Origin of the sequence: Neisseria wadsworthii 9715 (genome assembly GCF_000227765.1) — a bacterium.
Taxonomy (GTDB): Bacteria; Pseudomonadota; Gammaproteobacteria; order Burkholderiales; family Neisseriaceae; genus Neisseria; species Neisseria wadsworthii.
Genome location: NZ_JH165159.1, coordinates 1269631 through 1287387 on the forward strand (window position 1 = coordinate 1269631; position 17757 = coordinate 1287387).

Genomic DNA, 17757 nt, shown 5'->3' on the forward strand with positions numbered 1-17757 from the left:
CTGTCTGAAAGAGTTATTTGTGTTTCAAAACCAGCTTGAACACGCCGCCGTCTAAGGTTTCAGAGGCCAAAAGCGCGTGGCCGGTCTGTTTGCAGAAAGCGGCAAAATCATCGGGTGCGCCGGCATCGGTGGCCAATACGGTGAGTTCGTCGCCCGTTTCTAAAGCTGCTAACGCTTTTTTGGCTCTCAAAATCGGCAGCGGGCATTTCAGGCCGGTTACGTCCAGGGTTTGTTGGGTCATGGTAAGCTTCCTTTTCTCTTATCTTAATATTATAGCTTGTTTCGCCGCGGCGTTTAAGAATGCTACAATGCCGCTTTCTGTTTGATTTCCCGCAAGGAAAACGATATGCAACGCTGGATTCTTTTGTTGGCTTTGGCCGCACCCGCTGTTTTCGCCCAGTCGCGTACCGACAAAGATACGCTGGTTAACACGCGCTATGTCGAGCGTAATCCGAATGAAGCCGATGCTCAGTTTAAAGAAGCGGAGCTGGCATTGCCGCCCATGCCGGGCAAAGACGCGCAATGGTTTGATCTTTATATCAAACCCGATTTTCCGCAGCAGCCGCAAATTGATTTGAACAGTGTCATGCTGGCGCCGGACAATACCGTGCGCTATGTGCTGAACCTTCGTTCCGCGCGCGGGCACGACAATTTGAGCGCGGAAGCCCTTTATTGCTCGGAATCTGCTTTCAGCGCCAAGAAAAAATCGTCTTATAAAGTATACGGCTACGGCGATCCGGTGAATAACCGCTGGATACAGCCGCGCAATCCGCAATGGAAGGAAATCGGCGCCATCCTCAATACCGCTGATCCGGTGCGCGGCGTGTTGTACCGCGCTTTCTGCGAAGACGGCTTGCCGGGCAGCAAAGAAAAACTGGTGCAGCGCCTGAAAGAGCGCTCGGGTACGCAATCCAAATTCCATTGGACCAAATAAAGCCCGCTTTTGATGGACGCCCATTTTCTTTTTCTGCTGCTTATCGGTTTTCTGGCCGGTTTGATGGATGCGGCGGTTGGCGGCGGCGGGCTGCTTCAGATTCCCGCGCTGTTTAACACGTTTCCCGCCGCCGCTCCTGCTTCGGTTTTGGGTGTGAACAAATTCGCTTCCGTTTGCGGCACGTTTACCGCAGGCGTCCAATTCGTTCGCAAAATCCGCGTTCCGTGGAAAATGCTGTTGCCGGCTGCTTTGCTGGCTTATGTTTTTTCCTATCTCGGAGCGGGGTTGGCCAGCCATATCCCCGTGCATTATATGAAGCCCGCCATGCTGGTGGTGATGGCGGTAATGTTTGTGTACACATTTTTCAAAAAAAGCCTCGGGCAGGCTGTGCGCAGCAGCGCGCTTACCCGCAAAGAATATGCACTCGGCCTGTTTTTCGGCGCACTTATCGGTTTTTACGACGGCATTTTCGGCCCCGGCACGGGCAGCCTGCTGGCTTTTGTGTTTGTGCGCTTTTTCTCGTTCGACTTCATCACGGCCACCGCGTCTTCCAAAGTCATCAACATCACCACCAATCTTGCAGCGCTGAGCTTTTTTATTCCGAACGGCCACATGGTTTGGGCATGGGCGTTGCCGCTGGCTGCGGCGAACCTGTGCGGCGGCATCACAGGGGCGCATCTGGCCATCAGGGGCGGCACGCGCTTTTTGCGCTACGGTTTTATGGCGTTGCTGCTGGTTTTAATCGGAAGGTTCGGCTGGGATGTGGCGCAAACCATGCCTGTCTGAAATCTTTTCAGACAGGCATGGCCGATATTGTATAATGCAGCCTTTTTTAGCAATGAAATAAAGCACATGAGCAATCACAACGAACAGCAGACACTGGATATTCCCGAAGAACACAAGCGCAGCATCCGCAGCTTTGTTTTGCGCCAAGGCCATATGACGGCGGCGCAGCAGCGTGCGATTGATACCATGTGGCCGCAATTCGGCATCGACTATCAAAACGGTACGCTTGATCTGAACGAGGCGTTCGGCCGCGACAATCCGAAAGTGCTGGAAATCGGCTTCGGTATGGGCGTGGCGACAGTGGAAATTGCCAAACGTCTGCCTGAAAAAGATTTTTTGGCGATTGATGTGCACGGCCCGGGCGTGGGCAATATTTTGAAACTGATTGAAGAAGAAAAAGTGTCCAATATCAGGGTGATGCGCCATGATGCGGTGGAGGTGGTGGAACATATGCTGGCCGACGGCAGCTTGGATGGCATCCATATTTTCTTTCCTGACCCTTGGCACAAGAAACGCCACCACAAACGCCGCCTGATTCAAGCGCCTTTTGTGGCGAAATTGTTGCCCAAGCTGAAGCAGGGCGGCTATATCCATCTGGCAACCGATTGGGAAGAGTATGCGGTGCAGATGCTGGAAGTGTTGAGCGGCTTTGATGAGTTGGAAAACACGGCGCAGGATTATGCCCTCACGCCGGATTACCGGCCTGAAACCAAATTCGAAGCCCGCGGCAAACGGTTGGGGCACGGTGTGTGGGATTTGGTGTTTAAGCGGATAAGATAAGCTACCGTTAACCGCGCATTCTGTTACCGGTATATGATGCCTGTCTGAAAACCGTTTTTTCAGACAGGCTTTTTGTTTGCTTATCGCAAAGAAACTTATTTTTCCACGGTTTCGTCATACTCGGGCTTGACCCGAATATCTCCTAAACTTGCTGGAACTCAAGATACTCGGGTCAAGCCCGAGTATGACGAGAGTACTATTTTAAGTTGATTGACTATATTTGTTATCGGTTATGTCATTACAGCAAGCGCTCAATCGGCATCACGGAAAATATTTTGGAAATCAGCCGCTTCCATAATTTCGCTTCCGGCTCGTGTTTGCTGACCTGATTATCCTGCGGGTCTTGCCATTGCAGCCGGTTGTTCGGGCCGAGTGTTACTTTGTAGGCAATGCGTGGGGCGTTTTGTTGGAGCGATTGCTGCATCAGCTCGGCCAGCCTCGGGTCTTCAATTACTACGCCCATTTCTGTGTTCAAGCGGGCGGAACGGGGGTCGAAGTTGAAAGAGCCTATGAAGATGCGTTTGCGGTCGACGATAAAGATTTTGGCGTGCAGGCTGGAGGAAGAGCTGCCGACCAAGCCTTTGTCTGTGATTTTGGGCACGGAATGGATGGCCTTCAGCTCATAAAGCTCGATGCCTGCCTGAAGCAGCTTTTTGCGGTAGCGGGCGTAGCCGGAATGCACGGCGGCAACGTCGGTGGCTTGAAGCGAATTGGTGAAAACGGTGATGGCAACTTTGTCGCGGCTTAATTCGGCAAGGGCTTCCGTGCCTTGTTTGGTGGGAACGAAATAGGGCGAAACGATATAGATTTCCTGCTCGGGCGAGCCTAGGGCTTCGTCGATTTTTTCGGTAATCAGGGGCTTGTTTCTGCTTCTGTCCAAGCCTTTGGCCGGGTCGTCGCTGATGTATTTGGTGGGGGCGTAAATCCAAGGGATGCCGCTTTCTGTGATGGCGCGGTTCAGCGGGGATGATTGCAGCCTGCTTTGATAAAGTGCGCGTAATTCTTTGTCTTTTTCGCTGACATAATCCAATTCAGCCCTGCCTTTTTCAAGGTCGGCATGTTTGGCGATGTCTGCAATCGGATAGCTGGATTCGCTGGCCCAATAGCGGTCGAAATCGCCGGAAACCTGACCCACTACACTGCCGGTAGCCAGAATATCGAGGTCGGCAAAGCCTACGTCGTTGGAAATATTGAAGTATTCGTCGCCTATGTTGCGGCCGCCGAGTATGGTGGCTTTGTTGTCGGCGGTGAAGGTTTTGTTGTGCATGCGGCGGTTGAGGCGGGGAAAATCGTGCAGATAGCCCAGGCTGCGCATGCTTCTGCTGGCGAAAGGGTTGAATACGCGGATTTCGATATTGGGGTGTTCGTCGAGCGCGGTGAGGATGTTGTCCATGCCGCGCGTGTTGTTGTCGTCGAGCAGGATGCGCACGCGCACGCCGCGTTTGGCGGCCGCTTCCACCATTTGCATCAGCAGCTTGCCGGATACGTCGTTATGCCAGATGTAGTATTGGATGTCGAGCGCTTCTTCGGCCGATGAGATGAGGGTTGCGCGGGCGATGAATGCGTCGTGCGGGTCACTGAGCAGGTAGATGCCGGATATGTCTGCTTTGAGGGTTTGCACAGGATTGCTGTTGTGCAGCACTTTGTGTACGCGCGTGGCGTTGGGCGCTTTGATGTAGCGGCTGCTGCTGCGCTTTTCCAGCGGCGGCAGCGTTTGGCAGCCGGCAAGCAGAAGGATAAGTAAAAAGGCGGGGGTGTGTTTCATCACATCTTTGTTTCAGACAGGCATGGGTATGGGGGAATGCCTGTCTGAAAATATAGGATAAATTTTGTTGGGTTATTGTAATGAAAAAGGCATAGCTTGTTTTGTTGGTTATATTAAAGGGCTTGATTTTGGGATGTAAGGCGCTTGGGCGCAATGCCCGTCTGAAAAGGGGTTTCAGACAGGCATTATGGTTACAGCACGGTATGAGGCGGCTCGTAGCGGATGATGTCGCGGATTTGGTTGCGCTCGTCGAGCAAAACCACTTTGGGTTCGTGTGCGGAAATTTCCGGCTCGGAAAGCATCACATACGACATGATAATCACGATATCGCCTTTCTGCACCAGCCGGGCGGCGGCGCCGTTCAGGCAGACCACGCCGCTGCCGCGTTCGCCGGGGATGGTGTAGGTTTCAAAACGCTCGCCGTTGTTGTTGTTGACGATTTGTACTTTTTCGTTAACGCAGATGCCGGCTGCATCGAGCAGGTCTTGGTCAACGGTAATGCTGCCGACGTAGTTTAAGTCGGCTTCGGTTACGACGGCGCGGTGAATCTTGCCGCCGAGCATAGTGCGGAACATATGGTTTGGCTTTCTTGGGATATGTGTGTTTGGAAGAGGCAGGATGATGCCTGTCTGAAAAATGCAAAGGCGGCATTGTACACGCTTGGCCGGAATATTTCCCGAGTTTGTTTCAGACAGGCATTGCGGTGCTCAGCAGCCTGTGTGTTCCTTAAACCATTTCATATAAGGGCGGTTGCCGCGGTGTATCGGCAGCATTAAGATTTGCGGGCATTCGTAGCTGTGGTTTTGCAGGATGATTTTTTCGACCGCACCGAAATGACAGCGGGCGGTTTTGATGGTGATGCGGATTTCATCATCGCTGCATATTTTACCTTCCCACATATAACGGCTTCGGATGTTTTCGTATTGGACGCATGCGGCAAGGCGGTTTTCCAGCAACAGGCTGCCGATGCGCTCCGCTTCTGCGGGTTCGGCAACCGTTGTGGTGATGATAACGGGTTTGAACTGGGGCATTTCAGATAACCTTATCTAAAATTCAACACGGGCCAGCCTTTTTCTGCGGCCTCTTGCTGCAAGGTTTCATCGGGGTTGACGGCCACGGGGTCGCTCACTAGGCGAAGCAGCGGCAGGTCGTTTTTCGAATCGCTGTAAAAATAGGTTTTGCCGTAGCTTTGCAGGGTTTCGCCGCGTGCCGCGAGCCATTCGTTCAGGCGGGTGATTTTGCCTTCTTTCAGGCTGGGGGTGCCGGTGTAGTTGCCGGTGTAGCGGCCGTCGGCGCCGGTTTCAAGCTGTGTGCCGATGATATTGGTAATGCCGAAAAGGTGGCAGATGGGGGTGATGATGAATTCGTTGGTGGAGGAAATCACCAAAAGCTCGTCGCCCGCATCGCGATGGCTTTGAACCAGCATTTTGGCCATCATGGAAATATGCGGAGCGATAAATTCGGCTACGAATTCTTGGTGCATTTTTGCCAACTCTTCTTGGCTGAAGCGGCTTAGGGGCTCAAGGTGGAATTTGAGGAATTCGTCGATGTTCAGACAGCCGTTTTGGTAATCCTGATAAAACTTGTCGTTTTGCTTTTGCGTGTGTTCGATATCGACCAAGCCTTTTTTCATCAGGTATTGCGGCCATGAATGGTCGGAATCGGTGTTGATTAAGGTGTTGTCTAAGTCGAAAATGGCAAGGTTTTTCATTCTGCTTCCTGTTGTTTCAGAAGTTGGCGTAAAAGCGGCAGGGTGATGCGCTTTTTCATGGTGAGGGAATAATTGTCTAAAGCGTCGAGCATATTCATCAGGCTGCCCAAATCGCGCCGCCAATGCAGCAGCAGATAATTGAAAACGGCGGGATCGACGGGAATGCGCCGTGTGCGGGCGAGGCTGGAGAGGGCTTGGATTTTTTCTTCGTCGGTGAGCGGCTTGATTTCGTAAACCAGGCAATAAGCCATGCGGGTGCGCAAATCTTCGCGTAAGCACAGATGCTGCGGTTTTACGTCGGCACTCAAAAGCAGGGAACCGCGGCCGCTGTTGCGGTAGCGGTTGAATACGGCAAACAGCAGGGATTGCTCTTCGGCGTCTAAGCGCTCCACTTGGTCAACCGCCAGATAATCCGCCTCGCAGGCTTCTTCGGTAAGCGGCTCGGTGTGCGCATCTATATAGCGGGCGCGTTTGCCGCTTTGCCGGGCTTTGTCGGCCCAGGCGCGCAAAAGGTGGCTTTTGCCGGAACCTTCTTCGCCCCAAACGTAGAGAAACTGGTTATCCTGCTCTTTTAAAACGTGTACCAGCTCGCTGTTGGCATTGCCCAGAAATTCGTCGAAGCCCGGATATTCATGGCTGGCAAAATCGAAAATAAGCTGGTTCACGGGCTGGCTCGGGTTGGAAAGGATGGGGAATTGTACGTTGTTTTAACGAATAGCCGCAAGCGTGTGCGTTTATCTGAATCAATTTGGCAAGCGGAGGGTTTGGCTTTAAAATGCGCCGATTTTTGCAAGATTTTAAACACCTTACATCATAGAGAATATATTGTGATTGCCACTGTTATTGATTTTATTCTGCATATCGACCAGCATTTGCAGGCTTTATCTGCCGATTACGGCCCCTGGATTTACGCGATTTTGTTTTTGATTGTTTTCTGCGAAACCGGATTGGTGGTTACGCCGTTTTTACCCGGCGATTCTTTATTGTTTGCAGCAGGCGGTATCGCGGCTGTGGGCGGCATGAATATCCATTTGATGGTTTTGCTGCTGCTGATTGCTGCGATTGTAGGTGATGCGGTTAATTTTATGATTGGTAAATATTTTGGTGCTAAGTTATTTGCCAATCCTGATTCTAAAATCTTCAAACGCAGCTATCTTGATAAAACCCATCAGTTCTACCAAAAATACGGCGGTAAAACGATTATCATCGCGCGCTTCGTGCCGATTGTGCGCACGTTTGCACCGTTTGTGGCCGGTATGGCACACATGAATTACGCCAGATTTATCCGCTTCAATATCATCGGCGCGGTTTTATGGGTGGTGCTGTTTTCTTATGCGGGCTATTTCTTCGCCAACATTCCTGTGGTTAAAAACAACTTAGGCTTGGTATTGGGCGCAATTATTGTCGTGTCTGTTATGCCTGCGGTGATTGAGGTGGTGCGCGCCAGAATGGCGGCTAAGAAAAGCTGAGCCGTATTGAATAGATGACAATGCCTGTCTGAAAATCTTGCTGCGGAGCATGGTGGTTTTCAGACAGGCATTCTGTTATCCGTTATAATTCGGTTCTTTCTGTTTAAGTATTTCAAAAGATGAATGTTTCTTTGGTTGAGCGTATCGAATCGGTTTTGCCGCAAACGCAATGCCGAGAGTGCGGTTATGAAGGCTGCAAGCCTTATGCGCAGGCACTGGTGCAGGGAGAAGCTGAGGTAAACCTGTGTGCGCCCGGCGGCGGTGAAGTGGTGCAGGATATTGCGGCTTTGTTGGATCGCCCCGCGCTTGCTCCGGCTAAAATCCAAGAAAAAGCCTTGGCGTGGATTGACGAAGCGGTGTGCATAGGCTGTACGGCCTGCATCCGCGCCTGCCCGGTGGATGCGATTATGGGCGCGTCCAAGCTGATGCACACGGTGATTGCGTCTGAATGCACGGGTTGCGGCTTGTGTGTGGCGCCTTGCCCGGTCGACTGTATTTATATGCAGCCGGTTCAGGCTGATTATCTGCCGCTTGCCAGAGAGTTGGCATCAAATGCGGAGCCGCGTTTTGCTGCCGCTTCGCATGCCAAAGCCCGCTATGAATGGCATGAGGAGCGCAAAGCCCGCGATGCTGCCGAGCGCAAGGCTTATTTGGCCGAAAAAGAAGCGGCTGCCAAAGCGCGTATGCAGCAACCGGCCGAGCAGGAGCGGCAGAAAGCCGCGTTTAACCCTGCCGACTTGATTGCACAAGCAATGGCGCGTGCGCAGACGCAGCAGGAGCGGCGTATTGTTCCGGCCAACAGAGAAACGTTTAAAGAGCAGCAAATCAGAGAAGCCAAAGAGCGCGCAAGTTACCGCCGCGCGCTGCGGGATGTGAAATACGGCAGCGAAGCGGAAAAAGCCGCCGCTATCGAATATTTGCGTGAATACAAAGCGGCGCAGGAAGCCAAAATGCAACAAGACAAAATTTGAAATGCTGCTTGAGATAGATGCCTGTCTGAAAAAATAAGATTGAAGGAAAAATATGCTCCCTTTTGATTCGGCAGCCCGAAGCCAACTGGCTGCTTTGCTTGATCCGAAAGCCGCAAGCGGCAATACGATGCGGTTGGATGAAGTGCAGGCATTTATGCTTGCCATATTGAGCGGCCCTGATAAAACCGAGCCGCACGTCTGGTTGCCCGAAGTTTTGGGCGGCGAGGATGTGTTTGACCGGAACGAAACAGAAGAAATCCAAATGCTGGTGTTGCGTTTGGCTTTCGATTTGAAAAAGAAACTGGAAGCAGGGCGGCTGCCCGACTTGCTGCTTTACGACGATGAAAACGGCCAAAGCGATTTTTACACTTGGTGCAATGCTTATCTGTATGCTTTGGACGTGGTAAAAACCGATTGGTTTGAAACCGCAGGCGACGATGATTTTGAAGACCTGTTTTATCCGGTAATGGCGCTCGGCGGCATGTACGACGAATACCGCAACGACAATGCCGTGCTCACTTTTACCGAAGCGGAAACCGCAAAAATGGAGCAAGACCTGCCTTATGCCTTAATGGAAATCTATACCTATTGGCATAAGAATAAATAGTCTGAGCCGACAGAATGCCTGTCTGAAAAGTAGTTTTCAGACAGGCATGCGTTATACCGGTTTTAGAAACGCTATAGTGAATCAACTTAAAGAATAGTACGCTCGTCATACTCGGGCTTGACCCGAGTATCTTGAGTTCCGGTAATTTTAAGAGATACTCGGGTCAAGCCCGAGTATGACGGTATCGTTATTAAACTTAAGTAAATTGACTATACGGCACGCTTAATCAGCCGTTAATAGGTTTAGGGCTTCCTGATATTTTTCCACGGTTTTCCGAATCACGTCTGCGGGCACTTTGGGTGCCGGTGCCTGTTTGTTCCAGCCGCTTTGTTCCAACCAATCGCGTACAAACTGTTTGTCGAACGAAGGCGGGTTGGTGCCGACTTGGTATTGGTCTGCCGGCCAGAAACGGCTGGAGTCGGGTGTGAGCACTTCGTCCATCAGCGTCAGCGTGCCGTTTTCATCGAGGCCGAATTCGAATTTGGTGTCGCAAATGATGATGCCGCGGGTTTTGGCATACTCGGCTGCTTCGGTGTATAGGCGGATGGCTTTGCTGCGCACTTCTTGCGCCAGCTCTTTTCCGATGATTTTTTCACATTCTTCAAAGCTGATGTTTTCATCGTGGTCGCCCACCGCCGCTTTGGTTGAGGGCGTGAAAATCACTTCAGGCAGCTGCTGCGCTTCCTGCATGCCTTCGGGTAGCTTGATGCCGCATACCGAGCCGGTTTTTTGATAATCTTTCCAGCCGCTGCCTGCCAAATAGCCGCGGACGATGGCTTCCACTTTAACGGGGGTAAGTTTTTTGGCAACCACGGCCCGCTTTTCCAGCTTGTGCGCTTCGGCTTCGGGCAGAACGTCGTAAACCGTGTCGCCGGTAAAGTGGTTGGGCATAATGTGGGCAAGTTTGCCAAACCAGAAATTGGAGATTTGGGTGAGTATTTCGCCTTTGCCCGGAATAGGGTCGTCGAGAATCACGTCAAAAGCGGATAGGCGGTCGGAAGCGACCATGAGCATGCGTTTATCGTCGATCTCGTAAAGATCGCGGACTTTTCCTGAGTAAATCTTTTTTAAGCTGATATCGCTCATGGTGCTGTTTTCCTATGTTGATTGTTGAAAACGATATTTTAGCAGGATTCTAAACCTGTAAAACGAAAAACACCCGCAGTTTTGCTGCGGGTGTGGCGGGATGGGGAGGATTATAAACCTGAACCTGCCGTTTGTGCCTGCTGTTGGATATCGTCAAGCTGGCTGTTGGCGGATACGGTGGTGTAAAGAGCCTGGGTGGCTTCCTGAATTTGCTCGTAGCTCCACGCATCGCCGTTGTTGAACAGGAATTCTTCAATTTGGTAATCGGCATCGTCAAACCATTGGCTGATGGTCAACGTATCGTCCGAATCTTTCAAACCGATCACCAAATCGCCTCCGGAGCGTGAGAGTTCCAAATCGTCTGCCGAGATGCCTCTGCCGAAAGAGATGCGGTCATTGCTGATTTCGCTTTGGTCGTAGTCAACGATGGTATCGTTGCCGTAGCCGCGTCCGAACAGGTAGGTGTCGAAACCGCTGCCGCCGTTGAGCAAATCATTGCCTGTACCGCCATCCAGAATGTCGTTGCCGTCGTGGGCAAAAATCTGGTCGCAGCCGTCGCCGCCCAGCAAGATGTTGTTGCCGTCGTTGCCGTGCAGCAGGTTGTTCAACTCATTGCCGGTCAGGTTCAGATCATCGTCGCCCAGCAAGGTGAGGTTTTCCACATGATCGCCGGCGGTATAGCTGATGGAGGTTAATACGGTATCAATGCCTTCATCTGCACACTCAACCACGGTATCTCCGGCTTGGTCGACATAATAAATGTCGTCGCCTTCGCCGCCTACCATGAAGTCGGCGCCGGATTCGCCGTCCAGAATGTCATCGCCCGCGTGGCCGTACATATTGTCGTTGCCGGCGCCGCCGCTGAGGTCGTTTTTACCGTCATTGCCGTGCAACACATTGTCCAGCTCGTTGCCGACGGCGTTTAAGTCATCGTCGGTCATCAGGTGTACATTCTCTACATTCTCAGGCAGGGTGTAGCTGATGCTGCTGAATACATGGTCGTTGCCTTGATTCGCAAATTCGATGACTTTATCACCCTCTGAATCAACATAATATACGTCGTCGCCATGGCAGCCGTACATAGAATCATTGCCTGCTTCGCCGTCCAATACGTCGTCGCCGGGGCCGGAATAGAGTTTATCGTCGCCCGCGCGGCCTGAAATATCTTCGTCGCGTGCTGTGCCGTGAATGATGTCGTTTTGGTCGGTGCCGGTAATGATAATTTTTTCGCCGGTACCGTTGTTATCCACCCATTTTTTATCGCAAGGATGGTCGCCGCAGCCGTTATCGGTAGCAGGTTTGTTTTCTACGCCGTCTTCCGCTGATGAAGGGGCGTTTTGATCCGGGGTGTTTGGGTCGTCGACCGGTGCGGAAATGTTGATGGTGGTAACATCATTTTGAGCCGGGTCGTTGGTTGCATTGTCCGGTGTAGCTGTGTTTGGCACGTTTGCCGGCTCTTGGTCGGCAGGATTTTGTGTGCCGTTATCGCCGGTCGGAACGTCGTTTGATGTTTGCGGGTCAACCGGTGCGGGCGCTGTGGGGTTTTGCTCATCGTCGTTTGCAGGCACATCTGTTACTGCCGGTACGTCGGTTACCGGTTTTTCGACATCGCTGTTATCGTCTGCAACGGGGTCAATAGGTGCATCGGATGTTGCAAATGTGTCGTCGGGATGATTGGGCGCAGTAGGTTGAGTGTCATCGGCAGGCGTCTGCGGATTGCCAGAAACCGGCACATTTACAGGAATTTGTGTATCCACAGCATCGGGTTGGCTGTCGATCGGCGTATTTTGCGCCGGATTGTTGTTTGTAAAAGGATTTTCTTGCCCGGTGGCAGTATCTTCTACAACCAACTGATCTTCTGGAAGGACGTTTAATACGTTATTATCCATATGTATACCTCATGATTAGGGGGAAATGGCAGAACTATGCCGAATTAAATTTGTCTGAATTAATTCAGATGGATATTTGATTGTAATAATCCAATTGTAATAAATAGTGGGTTGATATTCAATATGCTTGGTATTTTTCCATGTGAATATTAGGAATGTGTATGATTTTTGTATATTTGCTATAAGATTTAATTGTTGTTGGTAAAATATCAAAGATAGGCGCATGTATAGATAAATGCCTGTCTGAAAAAGCTTTTATGCAGGTTTAATCGACTTTTCTATATTCGGGGAAAGGCATGATGAAATTGATAAAAACAACGGGTTTGACATTATTTTGTGTCGGTTTTTCTGCGTGTATTTTTGCGCAAGAAGTGCCTGTTGTGCCGACCAATACCCGTATCATTTATGAAGGCGGCCAAGCGGTGGGTAAAGGGTCGGTTAGGGAATATTCCGAGCGCACCGGTTCTTCCGGTAGCTTTAGCCTCAACGTAGGCAGCGGCAAGGCTTATAACACGCGCATTGAAATCGGCACGGTTTATCCGGATTCTTATTATTATGATTATGACTACCGCTACCCGAGGCGGCATCATGTTGATGATTATTTCCGCTGGAAAAACCGCATGCGCTTGGAAGCTCAGCGCAAAGAGGCGCAAAACCTATCGCCTAAAACGAATAACCGGCTGTATAACGAAGTGGTAACGCAGCAGAGGTTGAAGGAGCGGCGGCGTGATCCCGATGCGCAGTTCGGGCATCCGCCTTATGATTACCGGCAGGGTGACCGAATCAGGATAGAGTGGCGCCGTTAAACCAAACAGGCTTAAGCAGCTAGAATGCCTGTCTGAAAAGTTTCAGACAGGCATTCTGTTTTTTAGCCTGCAATTATTTAGAACGCCTGCACGTTAAACATCAAGTCAATTTTGCGCCATTGTTCCGTTTCGTAAATCAACGAATCGGCAATCAGCAGGTTTTCATCCAGCCAGTTTTGGTTGATGCGTAACGTGAAATGCCGTTTTTCGGGATCGAAACGCAATTGGGTGTAAGGCGGTAGTGTGAAAGAGAGGCGGGAGCGGTGGAAGAGCACAGCCAAACGCAAAGCTGCAATGGCAAACCACATCATGCGGTTACCATCTACCAAGTCGACCATTTTGCGCAGGTCGCCGCGCTGGCCGAGGGTAAGCATGGAAAGAATATGCTGCTCTTTGCGCGAAAAGCCCGGCATATCGGCGTTTTCAAGGATATAGGCGCTGTGTTTGTGGTAGGCCGTGTGGGCGATTTCGATGCCGATTTCATGCACTTGTGCGGCCCAGTTGACATATTGCTGCCAATAAGCCAATTCCTGCACGGAAGCCGTTTGAGCAAGGCTTTCCATGAAAATTTTGGCTGTAGCAGCCACCCTTGCCGCTTGGCTGGGCGAAACATGGTAGCGTTGCTGGAATTGCGTGATGGTTTGGTCGCGCATATCGGCGTTGAGCTGGCGGCCGATTAAGTCGTAAAACACACCGTCGCGCAGCGCCGCTTCGGTAACCATCATTTTTTGAATGTCCAATTCTTCAAACGCCGCCATCATCACGGCCAAGCCGCCGGCGAATACTTCAACCCGTTCCGGTTTCAAACCTTCAAAACGCACTTTTTTCACGTTACCGGCTTGGCAGATGCGCTCGGCCAGCTTCTGCATGCCGGCATAGGTGATGTCATCGCCCATTTTTAAATCGTTGGCTATTACATCACGGATCGATTTGGCTGAGCCTGAAGTGCCTACGCTGAAATCCCAGCCCGTGCGTTTGTAGGATTTGCTGATGCGTTGGATTTCGGCGCGGGCGGCGTTGATGGCGGTTTTGAAGTCTTTTTCGGTGATTTTGTTTTGAAAAAAGCGCAGGCTGTAGGTAACGCAGCCAAGCGGCAGGCTTTCGGTGTTGGTGGGTTCGAGTGAGGAACCAATCACAAATTCGGTGGAACCGCCGCCGATATCGACTACCAACATGCGTTCGCCGTTGGGCGGCAGGGTGTGCACTACGCCGGTGTAAATCAGGCGGGCTTCTTCGCGGCCTGCGATGATTTCGATGGGAAAGCCTAATGCGGCTTCGGCACGGGGCAGGAAATCGCCGATGTTTTTAGCAACTCGGAAGGTGTTGGTTGCCACGGCGCGCACTTGCTCGGGCGAGAAGCTGCGCAGGCGTTCGCCGAATTTGGTCAGGCAGTTGAGCGCGCGCTCTTGCGAGGCTTGGTCGAGGTTTTTGTGTTCGTCCAACCCTCCGGCAAAGCGCACCATTTCTTTGATGGAATCGAGCACTTTGAGCTGGCCGTTATGATTTTCGCAGATTTGCAGGCGGAAGCTGTTGGAGCCTAGGTCGACTGAGGCAAGCATTTGAGGTGTTGTCATGATACTTCGGGGAGTAGGTTTTTCGGTTGTTTTCAGACAGGCATAGATAGAGTGTCAGATGCCTGTCTGAAAGCTGTATTTCAATTTTGGATTATGGTTAAACTCTTTCAAAATAAGCGCTTTAACGGCTTGCCGCGGGGGCTTGGTGGGCGAACTGAATTGGGCAGCTTATGAATGCAGTTTGCTTTATGGCAGGCAGCCGCTTTTTAAGCACCCGGTATGTTACTGTTTGCCGGATGGTTTGTCATCATTTTATTGACGTTTTCCGGTGAACATTAAATGCCTGTCTGAAATAGTTTCAGACAGGCATTTTTTATGCTGATTTGGTTGAGCTTAAAAACAGCTTATAGGCGGCATTGCCGGTTTCGTCATGGCAGTTGTAGCCTACGTTTTCGAGGAAGTCGCTAAAAGAGGCGGTTTCGTGCTCCGGTACGTCGATGCCGACCAGAACGCGCCCGTAATCGGCGCCGTGGTTGCGGTAGTGGAACAGGGTAATGTTCCAGTTGGTCTGCATGTGGTTGAGGAAGCGTGCGAGTGCGCCGGGGCGTTCGGGAAATTCGAATGTAATCAGGCGCTCGTTGCTGATTTTATCGGTGCGCCCGCCTACCATATAGCGGATGTGGATTTTGGATATTTCGTCGCCGGAGAGGTCGATATTCGGCAAACCGGCTGCTGTCAGTTCTTTACTGATCCGGCTGATGTCGCGCGGGCTTGAGGTTTGGATGCCGACAAAAATGTGTGCGATGTTGTCGTCGCCGTAACGGTAGTTGAATTCTGTGATATTCCGGCTGCCTAAGGCATTGATAAATTTTCGGAAGCTGCCGGGCGTTTCCGGAATGGACACCGCAAAAATGCCTTCGTGGCCTTCACCCAGTTCGCTGCGCTCGGAAACATGGCGCAGGCGGTGGAAATTCATGTTTGCGCCGCTGTTGATGGCGATTAGAGTTTGGTTGCGGCAGTCTTCCCGTTCAATATAGGCTTTGAGGCCGGCTAATGCGAGAGCACCTGAAGGTTCGGTGATGCTGCGGGTGTCGTCGTAAATATCTTTTACTGCGCCGCAAATGTCGTCGGTGTCAACCAAAATGATTTCGTCAAGCAGGTCGCGGCAGAGCGTGAAAGTTTCTTCGCCTACCAATTTAACCGCCGTGCCGTCGGCAAATAAACCTACATCTTTTAACTCTACTCGTTCGCCTTGTTCGATTGATTGCTTCATGGCGCAGGCATCATAGGTTTCTACGCCGATCACTTTAATTTCCGGCCGCACGTTTTTGATGAATGCGGCCACTCCTGCGGCCAAACCGCCGCCGCCTATGGGTACGAAAATGGCGTGGATGGGCTTGGGATGTTGGCGGATGATTTCAAGGCCGATGGTACCTTGACCGGCGATCACATAGGGGTCGTCGAAGGGTGGGATGTAAGTTAGCCCGCTTTCTGTTACCAGTTTCATGGCATGGTCGTAAGCATCGTTGTAAGACACGCCTTTGAGCACTACATTGCCGCCGCGCGCTTTGACTGCATCTACTTTGATTTGCGGTGTGGTTTCAGGCATCACGATGGTGGCATCACAGTTTAAATACTGGGCGGATAAAGCCACGCCTTGAGCATGGTTGCCTGCGCTCGCGGTGATTACGCCTTTGGCCAGAGCTTCCGGCGAGAGTGAAGCCATTTTGTTATAGGCGCCGCGGATTTTGAACGAAAAAACCGGCTGCAAGTCTTCACGTTTGAGCAGGATTTGGTTCTCCATTCTGCGTGAAAGGCTGCGGGCCGGATCTAAAGAGGTTTCTGTGGCAACATCGTATACCGAAGCGGTGAGGATTTTGGTGAGATATTGGGAATGCAATTTCGGGTTCATGATAGGGATGGCGTTGGTTGCAGAGAGTGTCTTCTTTAAAATTTAGATAAAGTCAAAACCATACTCTGAGCGGCACGATAGTGCAAGTGGAAACTGAATTCATGTATAATCCGCTGAAATTTCAACTAAAGCTGCACTTTTGTTTGCGCAGTTTCCTGCTTGATTTCCCTTTAATTGAGTGTAATTTTAATATTGATGTTATGAAAAAAACCATTTCCTGTCTGCTTCTGGCGGCGGCTTGCTCCGCTTTCGCTGCGGATGCCGCAAAAAAGGATACTGCGCCGGCGTCACAAACCGTATCTGCTCCGGCTGCTCCTGCCGCAAAAGCAGCTTCTTCCGTAGAGACAAAGGCTGCGACGCAACAAAAGGAACAAATTGCCGGAATGCCCAAACTGCCGGAATTGGCGGCTACGGCTTATGCGGTGATGGATGTGCAAAGCAAGCAGGTTTTGGGGGCGCATAATTACGATGCGCAGGTTGAGCCGGCCGCGCTGACCAAACTAATGACGGCCTATCTGGTATTCAAGGCTTTGGATGACGGTGTGCTGAAACCCGACCAAATGCTGACGGTATCCGAACGTGCCTGGAAAACCAGCGGTTCACGCATGTTTTTAAGCCCGAACAAAACCGTGAGCGTGAGCGATTTGCTCAAGGGTATGCTGGTGCAGTCGGGAAATGATGCGACTGTTACGCTGGCTGAGGTGTTGGGCAACGGCTCCGAGGCCGAGTTTGTGAAAAAAATGAACGAACAGGCCACGCGTTTAGGCATGCTGGATACGAGTTTTAAAAATGCCACAGGCGAATCGGCAGACGGCCATGTTTCCACCGTAAAAGATCTGATGAAGCTGGCGGTTGCCGTTGCGCAGGATTTCCGCCGCTATTATCCGATTTTTTCTATGAAGTCTTTTACTTATAACGGCATCGAGCAGCCAAACCGAAATTTGCTGCTGTACCGTGATGCCAGTATCGACGGCATGATTACCGGTCATTCTCCCACTGCGGGTTACAACTTGATTTCTTCCAGTAACCGCAACGACAGGCAGGTGATTGCCGTGTTGGTAGGGGCGGAAAGTCCTGAATTGCGGGCGGCTGAGAGTGGCAAGCTGTTGAACTGGGCCCTGCATTCGTTTGACACGCCCAAACTTTACAATGCCGGTCAGGTAATTTCTCAGGTGAAGGTTTACAAAGGGGAAAATAAGGCTGTGGACGCGGGTTTTATTGAAGCGATTTACCTTACTATTCCACATGCAGAGGGGAAAAATATCAAACCTGTGTTGGAAACCGTGCAACCTGTTGTGGCGCCTGTGCGCACCGGCCAGGTAGTGGGTAAGTTGAAGATTATGTATGAAGGTAAGCTGCTGGCCGAGCGCGATGTCGTGGCGCTGAACCAAGTGGAGGAAGCGGGCTGGTTTGTCCGTATTGTGGATAATATCAAGCTTTGGTTTAAGAATATTTTCGGCTGATTTCCGTTATGGACAATGCCTGTCTGAAAAAGCTTTCAGACAGGCATTGTTTTATCAACCTACT

18 protein-coding genes are annotated in these 17757 nt (G+C 51.2%); 8 read left to right on the plus strand and 10 right to left on the minus strand.

What is annotated here, in order from left to right:
- Positions 1-13 precede the first annotated feature (13 nt).
- Positions 14-241: a sulfurtransferase TusA family protein gene (locus tag HMPREF9370_RS05745; protein WP_009116436.1), complete on the minus strand. Its 228-nt coding sequence runs from the start codon at positions 239-241 to the stop codon at positions 14-16.
- A gap of 105 nt (positions 242-346) precedes the next feature.
- Between HMPREF9370_RS05745 and HMPREF9370_RS05750 the strand changes: the two genes are divergently transcribed.
- The 3 genes from HMPREF9370_RS05750 (at position 347) to trmB (ending at position 2500) form a co-directional block, all read left to right on the plus strand.
- Positions 347-934, plus strand: a complete 588-nt coding sequence (locus tag HMPREF9370_RS05750) for a CNP1-like family protein (RefSeq protein WP_009116437.1) — start codon at positions 347-349, stop codon at positions 932-934.
- A gap of 12 nt (positions 935-946) precedes the next feature.
- The gene (locus HMPREF9370_RS05755) at positions 947-1720 is read left to right on the plus strand and encodes a sulfite exporter TauE/SafE family protein (RefSeq protein ID WP_009116438.1); all 774 of its coding nucleotides are present in this window, start codon (positions 947-949) and stop codon (positions 1718-1720) included.
- Positions 1721-1786: 66 nt separating this feature from the next.
- Positions 1787-2500 (plus strand): tRNA (guanosine(46)-N7)-methyltransferase TrmB, encoded by a 714-nt coding sequence (trmB, locus tag HMPREF9370_RS05760; protein ID WP_009116439.1) that lies wholly within the window; start codon positions 1787-1789, stop codon positions 2498-2500.
- Positions 2501-2738: 238 nt separating this feature from the next.
- On the opposite strand, the gene HMPREF9370_RS05765 is transcribed toward trmB, so the two are convergent.
- The 5 genes from HMPREF9370_RS05765 to hda all read right to left on the minus strand — a co-directional run bounded on the left by HMPREF9370_RS05765 (position 2739) and on the right by hda (position 6641).
- Entirely contained in the window at positions 2739-4265 is a 1527-nt protein-coding gene (locus HMPREF9370_RS05765) for a phospholipase D family protein (protein WP_009116440.1), read from the minus strand.
- 191 nt (positions 4266-4456) lie between these two features.
- Complete coding sequence (panD, locus tag HMPREF9370_RS05770) at positions 4457-4840, minus strand: aspartate 1-decarboxylase (RefSeq protein ID WP_009116441.1); 384 nt, start codon at positions 4838-4840, stop codon at positions 4457-4459.
- A 132-nt stretch (positions 4841-4972) separates the two neighbouring features.
- Positions 4973-5296, minus strand: a complete 324-nt coding sequence (gene cutA / locus HMPREF9370_RS05775; protein WP_009116442.1) for a divalent-cation tolerance protein CutA — start codon at positions 5294-5296, stop codon at positions 4973-4975.
- Positions 5297-5307: 11 nt separating this feature from the next.
- A complete protein-coding gene (locus HMPREF9370_RS05780; protein ID WP_009116443.1) occupies positions 5308-5976 on the minus strand; it encodes a histidinol-phosphatase in 669 nt (222 codons plus the stop codon).
- Positions 5973-6641, minus strand: a complete 669-nt coding sequence (gene hda / locus HMPREF9370_RS05785; RefSeq protein ID WP_009116444.1) for a DnaA regulatory inactivator Hda — start codon at positions 6639-6641, stop codon at positions 5973-5975. Before hda ends, HMPREF9370_RS05780 begins: the two co-directional genes overlap by 4 nt.
- A 162-nt stretch (positions 6642-6803) precedes the next feature.
- Here hda and HMPREF9370_RS05790 point away from each other — a divergent pair, with 162 nt between their 5' ends.
- From HMPREF9370_RS05790 to HMPREF9370_RS05800, 3 genes are all read left to right on the plus strand, one after another.
- Positions 6804-7445: a DedA family protein gene (locus HMPREF9370_RS05790; protein ID WP_040667495.1), complete on the plus strand. Its 642-nt coding sequence runs from the start codon at positions 6804-6806 to the stop codon at positions 7443-7445.
- A 119-nt stretch (positions 7446-7564) separates the two neighbouring features.
- Positions 7565-8416 carry an RnfABCDGE type electron transport complex subunit B gene (locus HMPREF9370_RS05795; protein WP_009116446.1) on the plus strand — a complete coding sequence of 284 codons (852 nt, stop codon included), beginning with the start codon at positions 7565-7567 and terminating at the stop codon, positions 8414-8416.
- 52 nt (positions 8417-8468) lie between these two features.
- Positions 8469-9023 (plus strand): UPF0149 family protein, encoded by a 555-nt coding sequence (locus tag HMPREF9370_RS05800; protein WP_009116447.1) that lies wholly within the window; start codon positions 8469-8471, stop codon positions 9021-9023.
- A gap of 222 nt (positions 9024-9245) precedes the next feature.
- On the opposite strand, the gene HMPREF9370_RS05805 is transcribed toward HMPREF9370_RS05800, so the two are convergent.
- Together HMPREF9370_RS05805 and HMPREF9370_RS11620 are read right to left on the minus strand one after the other, a co-directional pair.
- Positions 9246-10109: a phosphoribosylaminoimidazolesuccinocarboxamide synthase gene (locus HMPREF9370_RS05805; protein ID WP_009116448.1), complete on the minus strand. Its 864-nt coding sequence runs from the start codon at positions 10107-10109 to the stop codon at positions 9246-9248.
- Positions 10110-10219: 110 nt separating this feature from the next.
- Positions 10220-11998 (minus strand): calcium-binding protein, encoded by a 1779-nt coding sequence (locus tag HMPREF9370_RS11620; RefSeq protein ID WP_009116449.1) that lies wholly within the window; start codon positions 11996-11998, stop codon positions 10220-10222.
- A gap of 296 nt (positions 11999-12294) precedes the next feature.
- Between HMPREF9370_RS11620 and HMPREF9370_RS05815 the strand changes: the two genes are divergently transcribed.
- Positions 12295-12804, plus strand: coding sequence for a hypothetical protein (locus tag HMPREF9370_RS05815; protein ID WP_009116450.1), 510 nt, complete (start codon positions 12295-12297; stop codon positions 12802-12804).
- 77 nt (positions 12805-12881) lie between these two features.
- Here the strand turns inward: HMPREF9370_RS05815 and ppx are convergent, their stop codons facing one another.
- Positions 12882-14378 (minus strand): exopolyphosphatase, encoded by a 1497-nt coding sequence (gene ppx, locus HMPREF9370_RS05820; RefSeq protein WP_009116451.1) that lies wholly within the window; start codon positions 14376-14378, stop codon positions 12882-12884.
- A 313-nt stretch (positions 14379-14691) separates the two neighbouring features.
- The gene (gene ilvA / locus HMPREF9370_RS05825) at positions 14692-16230 is read right to left on the minus strand and encodes a threonine ammonia-lyase, biosynthetic (protein WP_009116453.1); all 1539 of its coding nucleotides are present in this window, start codon (positions 16228-16230) and stop codon (positions 14692-14694) included.
- A 200-nt stretch (positions 16231-16430) separates the two neighbouring features.
- Between ilvA and HMPREF9370_RS05830 the strand changes: the two genes are divergently transcribed.
- Entirely contained in the window at positions 16431-17693 is a 1263-nt protein-coding gene (locus HMPREF9370_RS05830) for a D-alanyl-D-alanine carboxypeptidase family protein (protein ID WP_040667497.1), read from the plus strand.
- Positions 17694-17757 lie beyond the last annotated feature (64 nt).

Bases quoted from the DNA above. Each gene is read 5' to 3' on its own strand.
- HMPREF9370_RS05745 (WP_009116436.1), bottom strand. From the start codon at position 241: ATGACCCAACAAACCCTGGACGTAACCGGCCTGAAATGCCCGCTGCCG.
- HMPREF9370_RS05750 (WP_009116437.1), top strand. From the start codon at position 347: ATGCAACGCTGGATTCTTTTGTTGGCTTTGGCCGCACCCGCTGTTTTC.
- HMPREF9370_RS05755 (WP_009116438.1), top strand. From the start codon at position 947: ATGGACGCCCATTTTCTTTTTCTGCTGCTTATCGGTTTTCTGGCCGGT.
- trmB (WP_009116439.1), top strand. From the start codon at position 1,787: ATGAGCAATCACAACGAACAGCAGACACTGGATATTCCCGAAGAACAC.
- HMPREF9370_RS05765 (WP_009116440.1), bottom strand. From the start codon at position 4,265: ATGAAACACACCCCCGCCTTTTTACTTATCCTTCTGCTTGCCGGCTGC.
- panD (WP_009116441.1), bottom strand. From the start codon at position 4,840: ATGTTCCGCACTATGCTCGGCGGCAAGATTCACCGCGCCGTCGTAACC.
- cutA (WP_009116442.1), bottom strand. From the start codon at position 5,296: ATGCCCCAGTTCAAACCCGTTATCATCACCACAACGGTTGCCGAACCC.
- HMPREF9370_RS05780 (WP_009116443.1), bottom strand. From the start codon at position 5,976: ATGAAAAACCTTGCCATTTTCGACTTAGACAACACCTTAATCAACACC.
- HMPREF9370_RS05795 (WP_009116446.1), top strand. From the start codon at position 7,565: ATGAATGTTTCTTTGGTTGAGCGTATCGAATCGGTTTTGCCGCAAACG.
- HMPREF9370_RS05800 (WP_009116447.1), top strand. From the start codon at position 8,469: ATGCTCCCTTTTGATTCGGCAGCCCGAAGCCAACTGGCTGCTTTGCTT.
- HMPREF9370_RS05805 (WP_009116448.1), bottom strand. From the start codon at position 10,109: ATGAGCGATATCAGCTTAAAAAAGATTTACTCAGGAAAAGTCCGCGAT.
- HMPREF9370_RS11620 (WP_009116449.1), bottom strand. From the start codon at position 11,998: ATGGATAATAACGTATTAAACGTCCTTCCAGAAGATCAGTTGGTTGTA.
- HMPREF9370_RS05815 (WP_009116450.1), top strand. From the start codon at position 12,295: ATGATGAAATTGATAAAAACAACGGGTTTGACATTATTTTGTGTCGGT.
- ppx (WP_009116451.1), bottom strand. From the start codon at position 14,378: ATGACAACACCTCAAATGCTTGCCTCAGTCGACCTAGGCTCCAACAGC.
- ilvA (WP_009116453.1), bottom strand. From the start codon at position 16,230: ATGAACCCGAAATTGCATTCCCAATATCTCACCAAAATCCTCACCGCT.
- HMPREF9370_RS05830 (WP_040667497.1), top strand. From the start codon at position 16,431: ATGAAAAAAACCATTTCCTGTCTGCTTCTGGCGGCGGCTTGCTCCGCT.